The following is a 19,202-nucleotide window of genomic DNA, read 5'->3' on the forward strand; positions in this document are numbered from 1 at the left end:
TCCCCCTCCCGGTACCGGAAGGGGGAAAATCCCCTATCGCTCAGTCGTCCCCACCCGCCGGCATCGGACCATGCGGAATATCCGCCTTGCGGCCGCGGAACAGGTTGCTCATGAAGTGGCCGAAATCCTCCATGTAGAGGTAGAGCGACGGCGTGATGTAGAGCGTCAGCACCTGCGACACGCACAGGCCGCCGACCACCGCGAGGCCCAGCGGCTGGCGCAGCTCCGCCGCGGCGCCATGGGCGATGGCGATCGGCAGGGTGCCCATGATCGCCGCCATCGTCGTCATGATGATCGGGCGGAAACGCAGCAGGCAGGCCTGCTCGATGGCCTCGCGCGCCGACGAGCCGTTGCGCCGGGCCTCCACCGCGAAGTCGATCATCATGATCGCGTTCTTCTTCACGATGCCGATCAGCATCAGGATGCCGATGATGGCGATGACGCTGAGTTCGACGTTGAACAGCATCAGCGTCGCCAGCGCCCCGATCGCCGCCGACGGCAGGCCGGACAGGATGGTCAGCGGGTGGATGAAGCTCTCATAGAGCACGCCCAGCACGATGTAGATCACCAGCACCGCCGCCGACAGCAGCAGGGCCTGACCGGCCTGGGCGTCCTGGAACACCTGGGCGGTGCCGGCGAAGCCGGTGGTGATGGTGGGCGGCAGGCCCATCTCCCGCTCCGACGCGCGGATCAGGTCGACCGCCTGCCCCAGCGAGGCGCCGGGCGCCAGGTTGAAGGACAGGGTGACCGCCGGAAGCTGGCCCTGGTGGTTGACCGCCAGCGGACCGGCGGTGCGCTCCACCCGCGCGAAGGCGTCGAGCGGCACCAGCTTGCCGGTGGTGGTGGAGCGGACATAGATGCGCGACAGCGAATTGTCGTCGCCCTGGTATTTCGGCTCCAGCTCGATCAGCACCTGATAATCGTTGCTGGGGGTATAGATGGTCGAGACCTGCCGCTGGCCGAAGGCGCTGTACAGGGTCGAACGGACCTGATCGACGCCGAGGCCCAGCGTCGCCGCCTTCTCGCGGTCGATGTGGACATAGGCCTGCGGGTTGTTCAGCTGAAGGTCGCTGGTCACGTCCTGCAGGATCGGGATGCCGCGCAGGCTCTGCTCCAGCCGGCCGGACCACTGGTACAGCTCGTCCAGATCGAGGCCCTGGATGGTGTACTGGTAGAGGCTCTTGGACGCGCGGCCGCCGATGCGGAGATTCTGCACGGGCTGCATGTAGACGGCCATGCCGGGGATGCCGTTCACCTGGCGGCGCAGCTGCTGGATGATCTCCGTCGCCGATGCGCGCTGGTCGCGCGGCTTCAGCGTGATGAACATGCGGCCCTGGTTGCCGGTGCTGCCGCCGACGCCGACGGAGGAGATGACGTCGACCACCGCCGGGTTGGCCTTCATGATGGCGGCGACCTGCTGCTGCCGCTCGGCCATCGACGGGAAGGCGATGTCGGCCCGCGCCTCCGTCGTCACCTGGATCTGGCCGATGTCCTCGGTCGGGAAGAAGCCCTTGGGAATCGCCTGATAGAACAGCGCGGTGCCAATGACGGTGGCGATCATCACCACGCCCATCAGCGGCCGGTGGCGCAGGGTCCAGCGCAGGGTGCGGGCATAGCCGTTCAGCAGGGCGGAGAACCCACCCTCCAGCATGCGGCCGAACCAGCCTTCCTTCTGGTCGTGGTTGTGGGTGAGAAAGCGCGAGCACATCATCGGCGTCAGCGTCAGCGACACGAAGGCCGAGGCGCCGATCGACATGGTGACGACCAGGGCGAATTCGTGGAACAGCCGCCCGACCACGCCGCCCATCAGCAGGATCGGGATGAAGACCGCAACCAGTGACAGGGTGATCGACAGGATGGTGAAGCCGATCTCGCGGGCGCCCTTGATCGCGGCCTCGAACGGCTTCATCCCCTCTTCGACATAGCGGACGATGTTCTCCATCATCACGATGGCGTCGTCGACGACGAGGCCGACCGCCAGCGTCAGCGCCATGAGCGAGATGTTGTCGACGGAGAAGCCCAGCAGATGCATGCCGCCGGCCGTCGCGATCAGCGAGATCGGCACCGCCAGCGCGGGGATCAGCGTGGCGGACAGCCGGCGCAGGAACAGGAAGATCACCAGCACGACCAGAACGATGGTCAGGCCCAGCGTGAACTGCACGTCCTCCACCGCCTGACGGATCGATTCGGACCGGTCGTTGACCACCTGGATGGCGGCGGCGGCGGGAAGCTGGGTCTGGAACACCGGCACCAGCTCGCGCACGCGGTCGACCACCTCCACCGTGTTGGCGTCGGGCTGGCGCTGGACCGCCAGCATGATGCTGCGGGTGCCGTTCAGCCAGCTGGCGGTGCGGTCGTTCTCCACGCTGTCCAGCACCTGCGCCACGTCGCCGAGACGGACCGGCGCGCTGTTGCGGTAGGCGACGATCAGCTGGCGGAAGGCGGCGGCGTCGGGAAGCTGCGGGTTGGCGGCAATCACCAGCTGCTGCTGCTGTCCGGTCAGGGTGCCGACCGGTGTGTTGGCGTTGGCGGCGGCCAGCGCCTTCTGCAACTCGTCGATGCCGATGCCGCGCAGCGCCAGGGCGTTGGGGTTGACCTGCACCCGCACCGCGTATTTCTGTGAACCGTAGATCTGCACCTGGGCGACGCCCGGCAGGGTGGCGACCTTCGGCTGGATCAGCGTTTCGGCGATGTCGTTCAGCTTCGCCAGCGGCAGGGTCGGCGAGTTCAGCGACAGGAACAGGATCGGCTGGTCGGCCGGATTGACCTTGCGGTAGCTGGGCGGGGTCGTCATCTCCGCCGGGAGCCGGCGCTGGGTGCGGGCGATGGCCGCCTGCACGTCGGCCGCCGCCGCGTCGATGTCGCGCTCCAGCACGAACTGGATGGTGATGCTGGTGTTGCCGAGCGTGCTGTTCGACGTGATGGTGTCGATGCCGGCGATGGTCGAGAACTCGCGCTCCAGCGGGCTGGCGACCGAGGCCGCCATCGTCTCGGGCGAGGCGCCCGGCAGGGTGGCGGTGACGCTGACCACCGGGAAATCAACCCGCGGCAGCGCCGCGGTGGGCAGCTGGCGGTAGGCCGCCAGACCGCTCAGCACCAGGGCCGCCGTCAGGAGAATGGTCATCACCGGACGGCGGATGCAGAGTTCGGAGAGGTTCACGTCGCACCCCCGGCACCGGAGCCCTGGGCGACGGCCCCCTGACCGGCGGCGGGCTTGCCGCCGGCCTTCTCGGTGATCTTGGCGCCGGGGAACAGGCGCGACTGGCCGTCGACAACCACCCGCTCGCCCGCCGTCAAGCCGGAGGCGACGACGCTGAGGCCGCCATGGCTGCGCTCGACAGTGACGGGGCGGACCTCCACCGTCTCGTCGGCCTTGACGACATAGACGAAGCGGCCCTTCTGGCCGGTCTGCACCGCCAGATCGGGGATGGTCAGGGCGTTCTGCTCGACCCGCAGGGTCAGGACGGTGTCGACGAACTGGCCGGGCCACAGGCGGGTGTCGGCGTTGGGAAACTCGCCCTTCACCAGGATGGTGCCGGTCTGCTGGTCGACCTGGCTGTCGACGAAGGACAGCTTGCCCTCCGCCTTGTCGCCCCCCGGATTTTGGCCATGGCCGCCGGCGATGGAGGCGGTGACCGGCAGCGATCCGCTGGCCATCGCGGCGCGGATCGCCGGCAGATGCTTTTCCGGGACGTTGAAGGAGACGTTGATCGGGCGCAGCTGGGTCAGGGTGACCAGCGGGTTGGCGTCGGCAGCGCGGACCATGGCACCCACCTTGGCGTTCACCGTGCCGGTGCGGCCATCCATAGGGGCGGTGATGCGGGTGAAGCTGAGCGAGACCTTCGCCGCCTCGATCGCCGCGAGGTCGGCCTTGACCGTGCCCTCCAGCGCATCGGCGGTGGCGACGGCGGCGTCGTAGGTGGTGCGCGAGATGGCGCTGGTCCGCACCAGCTCGGCATAGCGCTTCACGTCGCCCTTGGCCTTTTCCAGATTGGCACGGTCGCGCTCCAGATTTGCCTGGGCCTGACGCAGCTGGGCGTCGAGCGAGCGGCTGTCGAGGGTGAACAGCGTGTCGCCGGCCTTGACCTCCTGCCCTTCGGTGAAGGCCACCGTTTCGACCGCGCTGTCGACGCGCGGCTTGATGGCGATGGCGGCGATGGGCTGGACGCTGCCGATGGTGACGATCTGTTCCGGCACGGCCTGCGTCGCCACCGTCTGGGTCACCACGGGGACGGTGCGGCCGGCGCCGGCCGGTGCCTTGGGCGCTTCCGCCGAGGCCGTCTTGCTGCCCGCCCCGTCCTTGTGCGTCGCATACCAATAGTACCCGCCGCCGCCGATCAGGGCGGCAACCAGCAGGACCCAGAAAAACCGTCTCATCCTATGGGACTCCAAACGCCGGAGCCAGGGGCCGGCACAGGCTTAGATGAAGGGGGGCAGATTGGTGATGCCGGACATCAGGATGTCGATGACGGAGCGTTCCAGCGCCTCGCGCGGGCGGTCGCCCAGTTGCATGATGCCGCCACGGACCATGCCGATGATCAGCAGCGGAACGATCTCCAGGTCGATCTTGCGGAACTCGCCGGATTCCATGCCGTCGGCCAGCACCTGCTGGAAGGCGGTGGCGGTGCGCTGGCTGCGGCGGCGCAGGATGCGGCGGGTGCGGTCGGCCAGATCCGACTGGTCGCCTCCCAGAAGCTTCAGCGTCTGCAACTGCTCGCTCAGGGTCCCGACCAGGGCGGAGACCATGGCCGACAGGCGTATGGAGGCGGAAACCTGCTGCGGCGCCAGTTCGGCGTTCAGCTTGTGCTCCAAGCCGCCCAGCGCGCGTTCCAGCGATTCCAGATACAGCTCTTCCTTGGAGGGGAAGTAGCGATAGAGCGTGGCCTTGCCCACGCCGGCCCGCTTCGCCACCTCCTCCACCTGGACAGAGGCGTAATCACGGCCTGCGAACAGCTCCGCCGCGGCGGTGAGGATCACCTCGCGCCGCCGAGCGCGCCAGTCGGGTATCTCTTCCGCATCAAGGGGCATGAATGGAACTCACGGGTTTCAAAAACTGACGATAGTCGAGTTCCTTAGAGTGTCAAGGAACCAGTCGCCAATAAAAATGAATTCGGCGTCATCTGAGGAAAACCGCGGAGTTCCGGCGCGGTTTGGCCCCTGCGCGCCGGGAAAACGGCCTGCCCGGGTCAGTCGGCAGAATGGTTGCGGGCGGGCTCCGCCGTGACCGGAGCCCGCCCGCAACAACAATGCAACAATACTGCGCGCAATCCTTCAGTTCGTGACCGCCTTGCGCGCCTTCGGACGGTTGTTGGTGCGTTCCCAGGCGTCGGCAAGGTTGAGGAGATTGCGGAACGCCTCGCCGTCCGCCAGCAGGGAGGTCTTGAGCGCGGGGGCCAGCGGCTTGGGATCGTTGTAGTCGTCCACCGGCATCTTGCCGCTGCGCACCTCGTCCAGCACCGCGTCGATGCTGGTGGCGGCGTGCATCGGGGTTTGCAGCAAGGTCAGCTTGTTCATCTTGCGATGGCCTTCCGGCTGATGGCAGACCGTGCAGTCGGCGTTGCGGAAATTGATCGCCATCTTGCGATAGGCGGCGTCCAGCGCCGGCAGATGCGGGTTGTCGGCACTGTAGGCCTCGGAGAACAGCGTCACCACCGGCTGGGCCGTGCCCTTGTCATCGCGCCACATCCATTCGCCGACGAAGGTCGGACGATCGACATGGGTGTACGGACCGCGATTCTCTTCGGTGCCGGCGTTGGAGCGCGAGGCGTAATAGACCCGCCCGTCCTTGTCGAAGTAGAAGCGCAGCTCGTTGGCCGTCTCGTAGGCATCCCATTTGTCGTTGGCGTTGTTGTCGCCGTCGGTGTGCCAGAACGGGTACGGATAGCGGCCCGGCGGCAGTTCATTGCGGAAATAGGCCTGCACGGCGATCCCGCGGGAACCGTCGGGCGCGGTGAAGACGCTGGACTTGCCGGTGTACATGTACAGCGACATATAGAGATCCTGGTACAGGTCGCCACGGAAGACCGAGGTCTTCTTGTCCTTCATGCGCTTGCCGACCTGATCGCCGCCGAACTGGAACGTATAGTCACGCATGCTCGCCTCGGCCCCCTGGCCGATGGCCTTGCGGCAGGCCTCGTGCGCGGCGGTATCGGCCGGCGATGCCATCGGGCAGGCTTTCGCCAGCGAGGCGGCAAGCGCCGCGGCGTAGGTTTCAAGGCTGTCGGCGGCGAGCGCGGGGCCGGTGGCGGGACCAGAGGCGGAGGCGAGGACGAACAGGCCGGCGGCGCACAGGCGGCGCAGCGGAGCGACGGACGGCATGGGCAGAGCTTCCTTGGAGCGCGGGTCAGGCGGAAACGCCGGGGAGGCGGCGGCTTGGCATCATCGAGCGCAGCACGCCGTCGCGGCGGATGATCGCGTGGTAGCCGATCGCGGCGCCGGCATGGGCGACGATGAGCGCCAGCAGCCCGTAGGCGATCCAGCTCTTCCAGGCATAGACCATCCAGGCGAAGGTCCGGTCGTACAGCGCGAGCGCCGGCATCTTCATGCCGAACAGGCTCAGCTCCATGCCCTTGGCATCGACGAACAGCCAGCCGAGCAGCGGCGTCACCACCAGCAGCAGGTACAGGGCCGCATGCGCACCGGTCGCCGCGAGACGCAGAAACGCCGGATCGTTCCCGTTGTGGCGCGGCTGGCGCCCGGCGGTGAACCTCCAGACGAGACGCAACGGCACCAGGGCAAGCACCGTAAGCCCGAGCGACTTGTGCAGGGCGATCGAGCCCTTGACCAGGCCGGGGAACAGCGCCAGCACGAAGATCGCAAGAACCAGGATGACGGTAATCCAGTGGAAGGCAATACTTACCGGATCATAGGATTGATCGGTCGTTGAATGGGCATTCGACGGCATGCTTTCCTCCTCTTGAGGATACGGACAATCAAGGCTCGAAGTCATCCTGGGCAAGGAGCCGGTCATCACCGTTCCGGGTTGCCGGTCCGACGGCGCCGTCGTTCATTCTGAACGGATCGATTGCAGGCAGACTTTCGGTCAGCAAGAATAAGTCACTGACATGGAACCTCCTTTAGCCACGCAATCGATAGTGCGCAAGACAGTTCGTGCAAAAATGATTACCCCTTTGGTGGCGTGAACGCATCCGTCGAACACGAAAAAGGGCGCGAGGCCCGACCCTCTCAGGCGGATTTGCCTGGAAGGTCGGGCTTCGCGCCCCTTCAACGGAACCCGATGCCTTGCGGTCAGCTCCGCGTGCTGGAGGAACGGCCGATGCCGGTGGAGCCGGTCACGCCAGTGGTGGAACCGGCCATAGAGCCGGTGCCCGCCGACGCCCCGGCCGGGCCACCGCTGGCGCTGGTGCCGGTGCCGGTGTTGCTGCCGAGCCCGCTGGCGGTGGTATCGGACCCCTGATGGTCGCCAGTCGTCCCGCCCATCGACGCGGAGGGGGCGCTGCTGCCGGCACTCGCCATCGCCGACGCGCCGGCGCCGGTGGAACTGCCCCAGCCCGTATCGGCCCGGGTTCCGGTCTGGCTGCGGACCCGCAGGTTGTTCTGCACATGCGACACGCCGGAGACGGATTCGGCGACATCCTCGGCACGGCGCTTGGTGTGACGGTCGGCGACCATGCCGGTCAGCGTCACCTCGCCGCCGCTCACCGTCACCTCGATGTCGGAGGCGTCGATGTAGGCGTCGTCGGTCAGACGGTCACTGACATCCTCGCGCACGCGCTCGTCGGAGCGGCTGTAGCCGCGCGGGCCACGGCCGCGATGCTGGGAGGCGCGCATCTGGTCCTCGTGCCGGCGGCGCTCGGCATCGTCGTCACCAAACCAGGAGGCGATCTCGTCGCCGGCCTGTTCCCAGAAGCCGCGCTGATCGCCGCGGCCACGGTTTTCCTGCGAACGGTATTCCTGGCTGCGGTACAGGCCGCCGCGATCCTCGCCCCAGGAGCGGCCGCGATAATCGTCGCGCTCGTAGCCGCCGCCGTAACTGGTGGAGGAACTGCCGCCGAAATCGCGCCGGCTCATGCCAGCACGGCCCCAATCACCCCGGTCGCGGCCGGACTCGTAGCCACCACCATAACCGCCGCCTTGGCCCGCCCCCTGCGAGCCGTAGTCCCGCGCCGCGTAATCACGGTTGCGCTGGTCGCCACTTCCATAGCCGCGGTCGCCGTAGGGGCGCACTCCGTAATCACGGTCGCGGTAATCGGCGCTGCCGACATCGCGACTGGTGTAGTTGCCCTCGGTCCCGGCATTGCCGGCCCCGGCATAGCCGCCATAGCCGCTGGAGCCGGACCGCCCGCCATAGCCGGCGCCATAGCCGCCACGGTTCATGTCGCGCCCGCCACCGAAGCTGCGATCATAGACGCGCTCCATCTCACGGGAATTGTCGCGACGGTTGTCGTCGGAATAAGCATCGCGGCCATAGCCGCCCGACTCATTGCCGACGCGCCCGCCATAGCCGGACTCTCGCCAGTCGCGGCCCTGGTCGTCCTGATGACGGTGGGGCTGGCTGCGATACATGCTCTCGTGACGGCCGTCGTCCTGCTCGTAGACGCCGCTCCGCTGCGGAGCCTCGCCCCAGTCGCGGTGCCGGTTGGGTTCGCGGTCGTCATCGCGCCAGTCACGGCCTTCGCCCCGCCACCGATTTTCATATTGCGCCATCGTGGTCGGCTCCCTCTTTTCCGGATTCTTGGATTGGCGGGCAGCGTCACGCATGGTGTGGACACACCCGTATGTCCCGAACAACAGGGGCGGCCAAACGGCGTTCCGGAATTTTACCGGCCGGTCCCAGGGAAAATCAGGAGTTCTGGCACGGCGTTTGCGAGGTGAACCGCGGTTGGTTCCACGCATCACTTACGGCTTCGGCGCTTCATGCACCGAAGCCGTTTTCTTTTGCGCCCTATTATTGGGCAGAGACTTCGATCTGCTTAATTTGTCAGCGACTGGTCGAGCAGACGGGCGACCGCCGCCCCCAACTCTTCGTTGAGGAACGGCTTGTAGATGATCTCATCAGCATTGAACATGCGGGTCATCTTCAGCAGATAGCCGGCGGGCATGTTGGGCGCGCCGCCGGACATGGCGAGGATCTTCACGTCGGGCTGGGCGCTGCGCGCGGCCTTGATCAGTTCGATCCCGTCCACCTCCGGCATCAGCACGTCGGTCACGATCAGGTCGAAGCTGCGGCGGTCGAGCGCGCGGATCGCCGCACGGCCATTCTCCGCCTCGGTCACCTCGAAACCACGCCCCTCCAGATAACCGGCAACCGACAGCCGCACGGCTGGAGAATCCTCGACGACCAGGATGTTGGGCCGAATGGCACTTCCCATCATGCACCCGGCTCCTTTTGGGAACCGCCTTATCGAAAGGCCGGCCGCAGCCGGCGGAAGTCTGCTCGCCTGTGTCATCCCTCCAACGCCGCGACGGCCGCAGCCGCGTCGGCATGGATTTGGAACAGGGACGAAAAGCCGCTGACGTCGAACATCTCGCGGATATGCGGCGCCATCGCGGACAGGACGATCGAGCCCCGCTTTGCCCGGGCCGCCTTGGCGGCGACCAGCAGGGACCGAAGTCCGGCAGAACTGATGTAGGAAAGCTGGGCCATGTCGACAACGATCCGCGTACCATCCCCGCCGATGGCAGACATTAGAACGCTTTCAAATTCGCCTGTACTGCCGCTGTCGATGCGTCCCACCGGGTGCAACACGACGACACCATTTGATGCTTGCTCGGTAATGTGCATACCCAGCCTCGCCTATTCCTACCACGTTTGAGTTTATAGCATGCCGGCAGACGCCCGACGACGCATTCACGACGCGGCGGGAAAATGTCGTCAGCGGGTCTCGCGCCGACGGCCGCAGAGCGCATACCAGCGCAGCGTCGCCCCGTCCACCGCCCCGGCAGCGGCAGCGGTAGCGGTAGCGGTAGCGGCAGGGGTACCGGCCGCCACCGAGACACGGCCCCAGATCTGGCCGCGCCCGAACAGGTCCGGTCGGGCGGTCAGTTCCTCCACCGGCACCAGTTCGGCGGTGGCGGGGTCGAAGACCGGATCGGCGGCGAAATCGCGATGGACCAGCAGCCGCACCAGATCGCCGCCGACGCGGACCAACCGCTTGGGATAGAGCCCGTGCCTGGCGAGATGGCTCCAGCTTGCATGGTTGCGGGCGCTGACCGTGGTGACGAGATGCCGGCGGCCCAGCGCGTCCGCCACCTCGATCCGCCAGTCGATCAGCCGGTGGTGCAGGCCGCGCCCGCGCTCCGCCGGATCGACCATCGCCGACGACAGATGCGCCACCAGCGGCAGCTCCGCCTCCGGCAGGTCGAGGTCGCGGCCGCGGTTGGGATCCTCGGGGCCCGGCAGGCCGAGGGCGCCATAGGCGACCAGCGTCGTCCTGCGGAAGATGCCGGCGGCCAGCCCGCGGTCGCCCAGATGGTCGGCGACGAAGCTCCCGACCTCTCCCGCCATGCGGTAATAGTCGGGGTCCTCCAGCATCGCCACCACCCGCACGCGGAAGTCGGCGAGCAGGCCGGCGTCGTCCGGATCCAGCAGGCGGACGGTCAGCCCGGCCGGCAGGTCGGCCGCCATCGCCCGCAGGCGGACGGCGGCCACCGCGCGGGCGGCGGCGGCGCCCAGGGGAATGGCGCCGCAAGGGAGGGTGGCGGGGGGCGGAACACTCATGCGTCGCAGCTCAGGACCGGTTGGCCGTTCAAGACGGGGAACTCATGATTCGATGATTTCCGCGAAGTTCAGCAGTCCGATGGGCGGGTAATATTCCAGAGCCCGCACGGTTGCCATGTTGATGATGACCGAGAAGCGCTTCAGCGTTTCAACCGGGATATCGGCCGGATCGATCCCGTCGATCAGGATCTGCGCCGCCTTGAAACCGGTGAAGCGGCCGATGCCATAGGCGCTGCTCGCCAGCGCCAGCATCGCCTTGTCGGTGCGCACGATCAGCTCTGTCGCCGAGAAGGTCGGCAGCCGCAGGCGCAACGCCTCCGTGGCGACGACGGAGCGGTTGTGGAAGGCGATGAAGGTGTCGGGACCGATATACAGCACCTCCGCCCCGCGGGCGGCCACGCGGGCCAGCGTCTCGGGGACGGCGGCGGCGATCGGTTCGCCGCGGCCGTTCAGCGGCACCGGCTCCTCCACCAGTTCCAGCCCGCGCAAGGCGCTCTCCGCCCGCAGCCCTTCGATGGTGAGGATGGAGTTGCGTTCCTGCGGATTGTAGACGATGCCCAACCGCCTGATCGGCCGATAGGCCTGGATGGTGTTCAGCTGCACCGCGATGGGCGCGATGTGGATGGTGCCGGTGACGTTGCGCCCCGGCCGGTCGAGATCGGGCACGATCTTCGCGTCCACAGGTGCGGCGACGAAGGTGAAGACGACGGGAATGTCGGTGATGTGGCGGCGCGGGTCGGCATCGTCGAAGGGGCCGACGATGCCGCGGGTCTGCGGCGTGCCGAAGCTGTAGACCAGATCGGGCCGGGTGTCCCTGATCTCCTCGACGATGCCCGGCAGCCTTGCCGGATCGCCGCCGGTGTCGCGGATGGTGTAGTCGACCTTCAGGCCGCGGCGGGCCAGATAGTCCTTGAATCCCGCCTCGTTGTCGCTCTCGCCCCGGCCCAGCACCATGGTGATGCGGAAGGTCCGGGCCGACACCTCCCCTGGCACCGCCGCCGCGAGCGGAAGGGCCGGTGGCATCAGGCCGCCCAGCCCCCCGGCGGCGGCGAGGCCCAGCAGCGAACGGCGGCGGAGGCGAGGACCGAGGCGGGCACGGTGGAGATCGTCGTCGGAACCCGTCATGGTCATGCCTCCTGCGGCCGGACGGCTGGGGCGGCCGGCCGGCGGGTGCGGAAAAGGATCCAGAACAGCAACGCGCTCGCCCCGCACAGCAGGCCGATGCCGAGCATCGCCTCGCGGTAGGAGGTGGCGACCGCCACGCCCATGGCGGCGACGGGACCGAGCGCGCCGCCCAGCCGTTCGATCAGCCGGTACCAGCCGATCGCCGCCGTTTCCGGCAGGCCGCCGTCGCGGGCGATCTGCGAGACGAGCGTCAGCTGCGGCGCGCCGACCAGCGCCTGCGACAGGCCGAACAGCGATATCGCCAGAGGCGCGCCCCACGGCGCCTGGGTGACGAGAATGGGCAGGCAGCTGGCCAGCGTGCCGATGCCGCCGGCGGCGATGAAGCCGCGCCGCGCCTGCCAGCGGTCGGACAGGCCGGCCGCCAGCGGCGACACCAGGATGAAGGCGACGAAATACATCATCTGCACCCGGCCGATCTCCGCCTTGCTGGCGCCGTCGGCGGTCAGCATCAGCGGCACGAGGCAGAAGAGGAAGGCGGTCGCGGCGATCTTGGTCGGGATGGCGCTCAACACCATCAGGGCGGAAAAGCGGAGGTCGCGGAACAGCGGCAGGGCGCTGCCCAGCGCCGGACGCATGCCGGCACCGTCCGGCCGGCGTGCGGTGGACCGGCCGCGCAGAAGCAGCAGGCTGACCGACAGGCCGGCGCCCAGCGCCAGGACCGCGCCCAGCAGGAAGGTGGCGCGGAAGCCGATCCGGTCGGCGATGATGCCGCCGCCCACGGGTCCGCAGACGCCGGCGGCCAGCAGCGCGCCGATGAACATCGCCATGCCCGCCGCCTGGTTGCGCGGCGTGGTGTGGTCCACCACGATCCCCTGCGCGGTGATCAGCACCAGCCCATAGCCCAGCGCCGTCAGGCAGCGCCACAGCATCAGTTCGTAGAGGGAGCCGGCACCGGCGGTCAGCGCCAGACTGACCGCGCCCAGCAGGGCGCCGATGGTGAAGGAGCGCGCCCGGCCCCAGCGTTCGGAAAGGCGCGCTCCCCCCGGCTGCGATAGCGCCCAGACCAGCATGAACAGCGTGATCGGCAGGCTGACGACCATGTCGGGCGTCAGCCAGGGCAGCTCGCCGGCGAAGGACTTGGCATAGGCCGGCAGAAAGGGGCGCGACAGCTCCTCCGACAGGCAGAACAGGAAGACCGGCAGCCGCAGGAAGACGAGGTTCAGCGGCGGCGGTTCGGCGGCCCCCGCCTCGCGGAAACGGAAACGGCCGGCGAGTGCGGCCAGCCCGGCCTCCGCCCGGCCGACGCGGGGGTCGTCCGCCCCCAGCCGGCGGCGCAGTTCCGCCACCTGGGCGGCCAGCCCGGCATGGCGGTCGTTCACCCGGTCGAGCGCCGCCCGCAAGCCGCTTTCCACGGCGCGGTCGCCGGTGGTCTCCGCCGGATCGGACGCCTGCGGCAATGCGGCGCGGAAATCGCCCTCCTCCACCCGATCGGCCAGCAGCCGCAGGGTCAGGGCCCGCCGCATCGCGAGATTCACCACCAGTTGCAGAACCTCGAAGATCAGCAGCACGGAGACGATGACCACCGACAGCACGTCGAGCGCCAGATCGGTGGAGGCCTTGGCGAGAAAGGCGGCGTCGATGCCGAGATGCAGCATTCCGGCGCTGGCGCCCGGCCAGCCGCCCTGGCCACCACCCTGGCCACCGACTGCCAGCGGCTGCGCGACGTCGACGAACCCGCGCGCCAGCCGGCCGTCGGCAGGACCGCCCAGCCGTCCGGCCGGCACGGCCGCATGGCCGTCGAGACCGTCGAGGGGACTGCCAGCCGCCGCCACGATGCGGCCGTCGGGGTCGGTCACCGCGATGTAGGCGATATCGTCATGGCGGCCGACCTCCGCCGACAGCAGGGCGTCGAGGCCGGCCATCCGGTCGAGCGGGATGCCGACGCCGAGACCCCGGTCGATCTGCGCCACGATCAGGCCGCCGACCGTCTGCGCCTTGCGCGCCAGTTCCGGCTGGAACAACGGATCGAAGCTGCGCAGAGCCAGCCAGGACGCCGCCCCCGCCGCCAGAAGCAGGACCGCCACCGTGACGATGGTCAGCCGCAGCACCAGTGCGGTGATCGGATCGCGCCGCCGGTGGCGCCGACGGTGACGCCGACGGGCCGGGTCGTCCGGGCCACTCCGTCCGGCGCCGGTCATGACCGGGCGCCCTTCGGGGGAAGCATGGCGTCCAGTTCCCGCTCCAGTTCCTCCAGGGCGCGTTCGGCCTCGGCGATGCCCCTGGTCAGGCGGCCCCGCACAAGGGTCAGCGGGGCGGAGCCGGCGGCCAGATCGTGCCGGCCGCCAACACGCCTGCCGCCACCACGCCTGCCTTGGTGCCATAAGATGAGGAAGACGCCGGCGAGCGTCGCCAGCGCGGCGAGGCCAACCAGCGCCAATGTGCCGGCATAGAGCCCCTCCTCCACCACCGCCACCCGCGCCCGCAGGCCGGCGAGGGAGGAGCGCAGGACCACCTCGCCCACGGTCTGGCCGAAGCTGTTGCGCACGCCGCTGCCGATCACCAGCACGTCGCCGTCGATGCGCCGGCGCAGCGTGCCGCCGGACTCACCGCCCCAGCGGGCGAGGCCGGACTGGCCGACGGCAGTGCGGTCGGCGGCAAACAGCACGATGCCGCGGTCGTCCACCACCTCGACGCCAAGGATTTCCCCACCGGACGCCGCGCGTTCGGCCTGGGCCTGGAGATCGACGAGTTCCGACAGGTCAAGGCCCAGCGTCAGGCCGTATTCGACCCGGCGCCTCATCTCGTCGGCGACCACGGTCAGACGGGACGCGGCGACCTCGCGCAGCTTCTGTTCAAATTTCAGTTCGGAGAGGGCGACCGACAGAAGCACGGCGGTCGCCACCGTCGCGGCGATGACGGCGCCGGTGCGCAGGGCCAGCACGCCGCCCAGCCTCATGGCACCCCACAATGATGAAAGGCCGATGCATCAGCCACGGACCGCCCAATGCTCCATCATCATCTGTCGGGCGCACCTTCGGAGGCACACCTTCGGGGGTTGACCCGTCAGATGAATCGCGATTCCGCCGGGCCTTGCAAGCGGTTTTCCAGCTTCGGCCAATGCAGCGCAGGGCGGCGGGACTCAGGCCGGCGGCATCGCGCCGGCCTGCAGCTCCTGCATCGGGCGCCGCGCCGGCCGCCACCCCACCGTCTCGCCGTCATCCTCGGCAGTGGAGCAATCTGGGGAGCAATCCGGGGACCGGCCCGGAATGGTGGTCTGTCGCAGCTCGGCCAGCGCCACCAGCGCGTCGCGATCGCCGGCCGCCGCCGCGGCTTGCAGCCACAGGGCCGCTTCGGCCGGGTCGCGGGCCAGGCCGACGCCCTCGCGCAGGCACAGGCCGAGGCGGTATTGCGCGGCGGGATGACCCTGTTCAGCGGCGGCGCGCAGCCAGCGCACCGCCTCGGCCTCGTCCCGATCGATGCCGCGGCCGTCGAGCAGCAGCAGGGCGAGGTTGACCTGGGCGGGGGCGGAGTGCTGAAGCGCGGCCAGCCGATACCACAGCGCCGCCTTGGCCGGGTCGCAGGGCACGCCGGCACCATGCTCGTGCATATAGCCCAGATTGTTCTGCGCCCCGACATCGCCCTTGGCGGCGGCGCGGCGGTACCAGGACACCGCCCTGTGTGGATCGGCCTCCACGCCGATGCCGTTGGCCAACAGGAAAGCCAGCATGGTCTGGGCCGCGACATGGCCCTGGCGGGCGGCCCGGCGGTACCAGGGAACGGACGCGGCGACGTCGGCCGTCCGCAGGGCCTCCGCCAGCCGGTACTGCGCGTCGCTGTCGCCCAGTTCGGCCTTCATCCGGGTCCAGAGCGTGGGCGTGGCAAGCGTGGGCTTGAGCGTGGCCTTGGCAAGCATGGACATGGCGCCGGCACCTTCGTCGATTGTCCCCCGGGGTCTCCCTCCCACCAACGGCACGCGAACCGGCTTTATTCCGGTCGCCCTGGCGTTGCGGTCGATCCCCTGCGCCCGAGTCTGTCCCCCCGCAGCCACCCGTTCAACCTCCCCAGCCGGTGGTCGAGGAATTGTCACGCCGGCGCCATCGGTTAAGAATGACCATCCCTTCGCGCCCCGGGATAGCCGGACGCATAGGGGAAAAAGTGTGGCCGGGAGGTGGAGCGGATGGGCGGCACGGCGGCAAGGCGCCTGGAGATGGTCCTGCGCGGCGAGTTGTCCGAACTGGGCCGGCTGGCCGCCGCGGTGGACGATTTCGTCGCGCGCAACGGCCTGCCGCCCGAGCTGGCCTTCCGGTTCAATCTCTGCTTCGACGAACTCATCACCAACATCGTCTCGCATGGCACCGGCGATCACGAGGCCGGCGGGCCTGAAATCCGGGTGCGGCTGGCGATCGACGGGGAGGAACTGCGGGCCGAGGTGGAGGACGATGCCGACGCCTTCGATCCCTTCGCCAGCACCCCGCCGCCCGACCTGGACGGCGATCTGGACGGCCGCCGAGTCGGAGGGCTGGGGGTGTTCCTTGTAAGCAGGATGATGGACCACGCCAGCCATCGGCGCGAACGCGGACGCAATCTGATTCGGCTCGCCAGGCGCATCGGCTGACTGCCGGCGTGAAGGCTCAACCACGAAGGGCGCAAATCTCCTGAAAACAGGCGTCACAAAATCGTCTTGCCTGCCTTGTCAGGCCGCGATTTCGACCTCAGGGGCGCTGCGCCGGCCAAGTCCCTCAAGTCATCATGGTCATATCGAGGGGTGGGCCAACTTTGCGCGCTTTGCATAAAATATCGCCGAATTACCTCCCATGACAATCCGGCAAAGCAGAGCGTTTCGCTCTGCAACAAACCGACACATGACAAGGGAGAGGAATTCTTGCACTATTGTGGCTAGCCCTAAGTTGCAGGGCGGGGTCGGCCGGTCCGGCGCCCCGCCGCCGACCGGGGGCCAGAGTATGAAAGGCAAACGCTAACGTGTGGAGTCGACGCATCATGACCGGGACGCAGTGCCAAGAGGCACGTTTGCGGCTTGGCTGGTCGACACGGATGCTGGCGAACAAGGCTGGCGTTCCGTGGTACGCCGTGATGAACCTCGATTACGGCACGGGAGAAGTCGACCCGGCCATCGTGGACGCGCTCGCCCGCGCCTTCAAACAGGCGGGGCTGGAGTTTCGGTGACGGAAAAGCCTTCTCCCGCGATGGGAGAAGGCATCTTCCACGACCACACAAATTCTTCGTTCAACCCGTTTCGCCGGCCTTGCCCTTCTCCGCCGGGCGGTCGATGCGCTTGGCCGATTCGGTGTCGGGGGTGATCGGTTTGCCGGTGTCGGAAACCTGCCTGGCCGCCTCCAGCGGATCGGCGATGTCGCGGTCAGGCTCGTTCGACAGGAGGTTTTCGGACTTTCGGTCTGCCATGGGGCGGCTCCTTCGATCAGACGTTACCCGGCCACAACAGCCCGGCGCGGCGGATGTCCCTGATTGCCTCCCCGCTCCCAGCCTTTCCGATCTCAGGCGCCCTTCTGCGCCAGGACCAGGAAGATCTTCTCCTCCAACTGGTCGGGCGTGAAAGGTTTGGCGATGTAACCGCTGACCTGATGGGCCAGCGCCTTCTTCACCGCCTCCAGGGTCGCCAGGGCCGTCACCATCAGGAAAGGCAGATCGCCGCGCGCCGTGCGCACCTGCTTCAGCAGGTCGAGGCCGCTCAGCCGCGGCATCATCCAGTCGCAGACGATCAGGTCATAGGCGGCGCCGTCGGCCTGGAACCGCTCCAGCGCCTCCTGCCCGTCGGCGGCGGTGTCGACATGGCCGATGCCGAGCTCCTGAAGGATGGAGACGACGAGGGCACGCGGGCCCGATTCGTCATCCACCACCAGGACGCGCTGGGCGGCGAGGTCGATGAAAGGCACGCCGACCATGCCCAGTGACTGGCGCAGCCAGCTGGTGCGCGCCGCCCGCTCCTTCGGGCCCGGCGCGTTCAGCAGGACATGGCGGACGAAGCGCGGCCGGTGGCAGTGACGGTAGAGCACGCGGGCCACCGCCAGACGGCTCTTGCCGGTGCAGAACGCCCCCTCCCCCGCCAGCCGGACAATGTCGAGAACGCTGTCGGCCGGCGGGTCGTCCTTCGCCTGAATCAGCGGGGCCAGAACACGCTGGGTCCGCAGGAAGGCGTTCTGGATGTCGTCGAGCTGGCCGCCAAGGGACTCCCGCTCCTCATCGTCGAAGGCGCTGGACAGCACCATGCGTTGCACCTCGGCCAGCCCCTTCAGCTTCTCGTTCCGGTCCTTCCAGCAGTCCAGCAGCCGGCCGGCGAAGTCGCGGCTGTCGAAGAAGCTCTTCAGGTAATCGGTCACCGCCTTGGCCGCGGTGGGCGACAGCGGCATCTTCTGGAGCACGAACAGGATGCGCAGCTTCTGAACGAAATTGCGGCCGCGGGTGATCTCCGGGACCGTGTCCTCGTTGACCAGCAGCGCGGTGCGCCGTTGCAGCGCCGCCTCGGTCCGCGCGCCGCCGACATAGGCGCCCTCGCGGTCGCGCAGGCGGGCGGACAGATCGCTCAGCGCCAGGATCTCGCGCTGCACCGCCTCGATGCCGTACATGTCGCCGGCGCTGGCGATGGTGAAGCAGGCGGGTTTCGCCATCTCGCGGCGGAAGGCGGCGGCCAGCGCATCGCGCAGTCCGGTCATCGGCACCCGGCGCATCAGCACGTCCAGCCGGCGGAACACCGGCGGCGCGTCGTCCGGCATCGGCCGGTCGGCGGCGATCAGCGTCACGATCAGATCGATCAGCGTGGCGAAGGGCGCATCCCGCGCGCAGGAGGCGGTGCCGGCGTCGCTGAGCAGGATTTCGCCCAGCAGCCGCTCCACCGGCGCCAACGCGTCCGGATGCTCGGTGGTCCCGGCCAGCGCCAGCAACGCCTCCGCCTTTTCAGCGAAGCTGCGGCCGGCGGCGATGTGCTGGGTAACGGCGGCGTCGAGCAGGAAGCGGCCGAGGAAGCCGCCGACCGACAGCAGCTCCGCCGCCGCGCCGGGATAGGCATCGGGCAGAAAGTCCGGCGGCGGGCTCTCCTTCAGCCGCTCGCGCGTCAGCCGGGCGATCTCGTTGACCAGCGGGGTGATGCCGCCTTTCCGGTCCATCGCCCGCTCGACCTGGGTCAGGATGGCGACGAAGGTGGCGGTGTTGGACAGCGCGGTCTGGTGGCGCGGGTGGTGCAGCAGTTCCGTCGCGGTCAGCGCGTTCTCGTCGAGGAAGCGGCGGCAGAAGCGGCCGACGCCATCACGGCCGGCCGGGGTGTAGAAGTCGGCCGGCTCGCGGCAGGCGGCCGGGGCCGTCGCTTCCGCCTCGTCAGCGGCCGGTTCCGTTGCCGGAGAGTCGTGGCGGAATGCCTCCATCG

The 19,202-nt window shown here is 68.5% G+C and carries 17 protein-coding genes; 2 read left to right on the top strand and 15 right to left on the bottom strand.

Annotated features, from left to right (window positions below):
* Positions 1-40 precede the first annotated feature (40 nt).
* The 13 genes from E6C72_RS11995 to E6C72_RS12055 all read right to left on the bottom strand — a co-directional run bounded on the left by E6C72_RS11995 (position 41) and on the right by E6C72_RS12055 (position 15,725).
* A complete protein-coding gene (locus E6C72_RS11995; protein ID WP_109442680.1) occupies positions 41-3,160 on the bottom strand; it encodes an efflux RND transporter permease subunit in 3,120 nt (1,039 codons plus the stop codon).
* Positions 3,157-4,377 carry an efflux RND transporter periplasmic adaptor subunit gene (locus E6C72_RS12000; RefSeq protein WP_109442681.1) on the bottom strand — a complete coding sequence of 407 codons (1,221 nt, stop codon included), beginning with the start codon at positions 4,375-4,377 and terminating at the stop codon, positions 3,157-3,159. The genes E6C72_RS11995 and E6C72_RS12000 overlap by 4 nt, the downstream gene beginning before the upstream one ends.
* A 42-nt stretch (positions 4,378-4,419) precedes the next feature.
* Positions 4,420-5,028: a TetR/AcrR family transcriptional regulator gene (locus tag E6C72_RS12005; RefSeq protein WP_109442682.1), complete on the bottom strand. Its 609-nt coding sequence runs from the start codon at positions 5,026-5,028 to the stop codon at positions 4,420-4,422.
* Between the two features lie 243 nt (positions 5,029-5,271).
* Positions 5,272-6,318, bottom strand: a complete 1,047-nt coding sequence (locus tag E6C72_RS12010) for a hypothetical protein (RefSeq protein WP_109442683.1) — start codon at positions 6,316-6,318, stop codon at positions 5,272-5,274.
* Between the two features lie 25 nt (positions 6,319-6,343).
* Positions 6,344-6,904 (bottom strand): cytochrome b, encoded by a 561-nt coding sequence (locus E6C72_RS12015; protein ID WP_158280206.1) that lies wholly within the window; start codon positions 6,902-6,904, stop codon positions 6,344-6,346.
* A gap of 344 nt (positions 6,905-7,248) precedes the next feature.
* Entirely contained in the window at positions 7,249-8,667 is a 1,419-nt protein-coding gene (locus E6C72_RS12020; protein WP_109442685.1) for a BON domain-containing protein, read from the bottom strand.
* 266 nt (positions 8,668-8,933) lie between these two features.
* Positions 8,934-9,335 (bottom strand): response regulator, encoded by a 402-nt coding sequence (locus tag E6C72_RS12025; protein ID WP_109442686.1) that lies wholly within the window; start codon positions 9,333-9,335, stop codon positions 8,934-8,936.
* A gap of 71 nt (positions 9,336-9,406) precedes the next feature.
* Entirely contained in the window at positions 9,407-9,745 is a 339-nt protein-coding gene (locus E6C72_RS12030) for an STAS domain-containing protein (protein WP_109442687.1), read from the bottom strand.
* Positions 9,746-9,835: 90 nt separating this feature from the next.
* Positions 9,836-10,681 (bottom strand): GNAT family N-acetyltransferase, encoded by an 846-nt coding sequence (locus tag E6C72_RS12035; RefSeq protein WP_109442688.1) that lies wholly within the window; start codon positions 10,679-10,681, stop codon positions 9,836-9,838.
* A gap of 42 nt (positions 10,682-10,723) precedes the next feature.
* A complete protein-coding gene (locus E6C72_RS12040; RefSeq protein ID WP_109442689.1) occupies positions 10,724-11,806 on the bottom strand; it encodes an ABC transporter substrate-binding protein in 1,083 nt (360 codons plus the stop codon).
* Positions 11,807-11,808: 2 nt separating this feature from the next.
* Entirely contained in the window at positions 11,809-14,004 is a 2,196-nt protein-coding gene (locus tag E6C72_RS12045; protein ID WP_109442690.1) for an MFS transporter, read from the bottom strand.
* The gene (locus tag E6C72_RS12050; protein ID WP_109442691.1) at positions 14,001-14,762 is read right to left on the bottom strand and encodes a hypothetical protein; all 762 of its coding nucleotides are present in this window, start codon (positions 14,760-14,762) and stop codon (positions 14,001-14,003) included. Before E6C72_RS12050 ends, E6C72_RS12045 begins: the two co-directional genes overlap by 4 nt.
* 183 nt (positions 14,763-14,945) lie before the next feature.
* The gene (locus E6C72_RS12055) at positions 14,946-15,725 is read right to left on the bottom strand and encodes a tetratricopeptide repeat protein (protein ID WP_247875901.1); all 780 of its coding nucleotides are present in this window, start codon (positions 15,723-15,725) and stop codon (positions 14,946-14,948) included.
* Positions 15,726-15,983: 258 nt separating this feature from the next.
* On the opposite strand from E6C72_RS12055, the gene E6C72_RS12060 reads away from it, so the two are divergent.
* Both E6C72_RS12060 and E6C72_RS12065 read left to right on the top strand, forming a co-directional pair.
* Complete coding sequence (locus E6C72_RS12060) at positions 15,984-16,421, top strand: ATP-binding protein (RefSeq protein WP_109442692.1); 438 nt, start codon at positions 15,984-15,986, stop codon at positions 16,419-16,421.
* A 383-nt stretch (positions 16,422-16,804) separates the two neighbouring features.
* Positions 16,805-16,990, top strand: a complete 186-nt coding sequence (locus E6C72_RS12065; protein ID WP_109442693.1) for a hypothetical protein — start codon at positions 16,805-16,807, stop codon at positions 16,988-16,990.
* Positions 16,991-17,050: 60 nt separating this feature from the next.
* Here E6C72_RS12065 and E6C72_RS31750 read toward each other — a convergent pair whose 3' ends face one another.
* On the bottom strand, positions 17,051-17,227 hold the full coding sequence (locus tag E6C72_RS31750; protein WP_158280207.1) for a hypothetical protein: 177 nt from the start codon (positions 17,225-17,227) through the stop codon (positions 17,051-17,053).
* A 92-nt stretch (positions 17,228-17,319) separates the two neighbouring features.
* Positions 17,320-19,200: a response regulator gene (locus E6C72_RS12070; protein WP_109442694.1), complete on the bottom strand. Its 1,881-nt coding sequence runs from the start codon at positions 19,198-19,200 to the stop codon at positions 17,320-17,322.
* Between the last annotated feature and the right edge of the window lie 2 nt (positions 19,201-19,202).

This window comes from Azospirillum sp. TSH100, assembly GCF_004923295.1.
GTDB lineage: Bacteria > Pseudomonadota > Alphaproteobacteria > Azospirillales > Azospirillaceae > Azospirillum.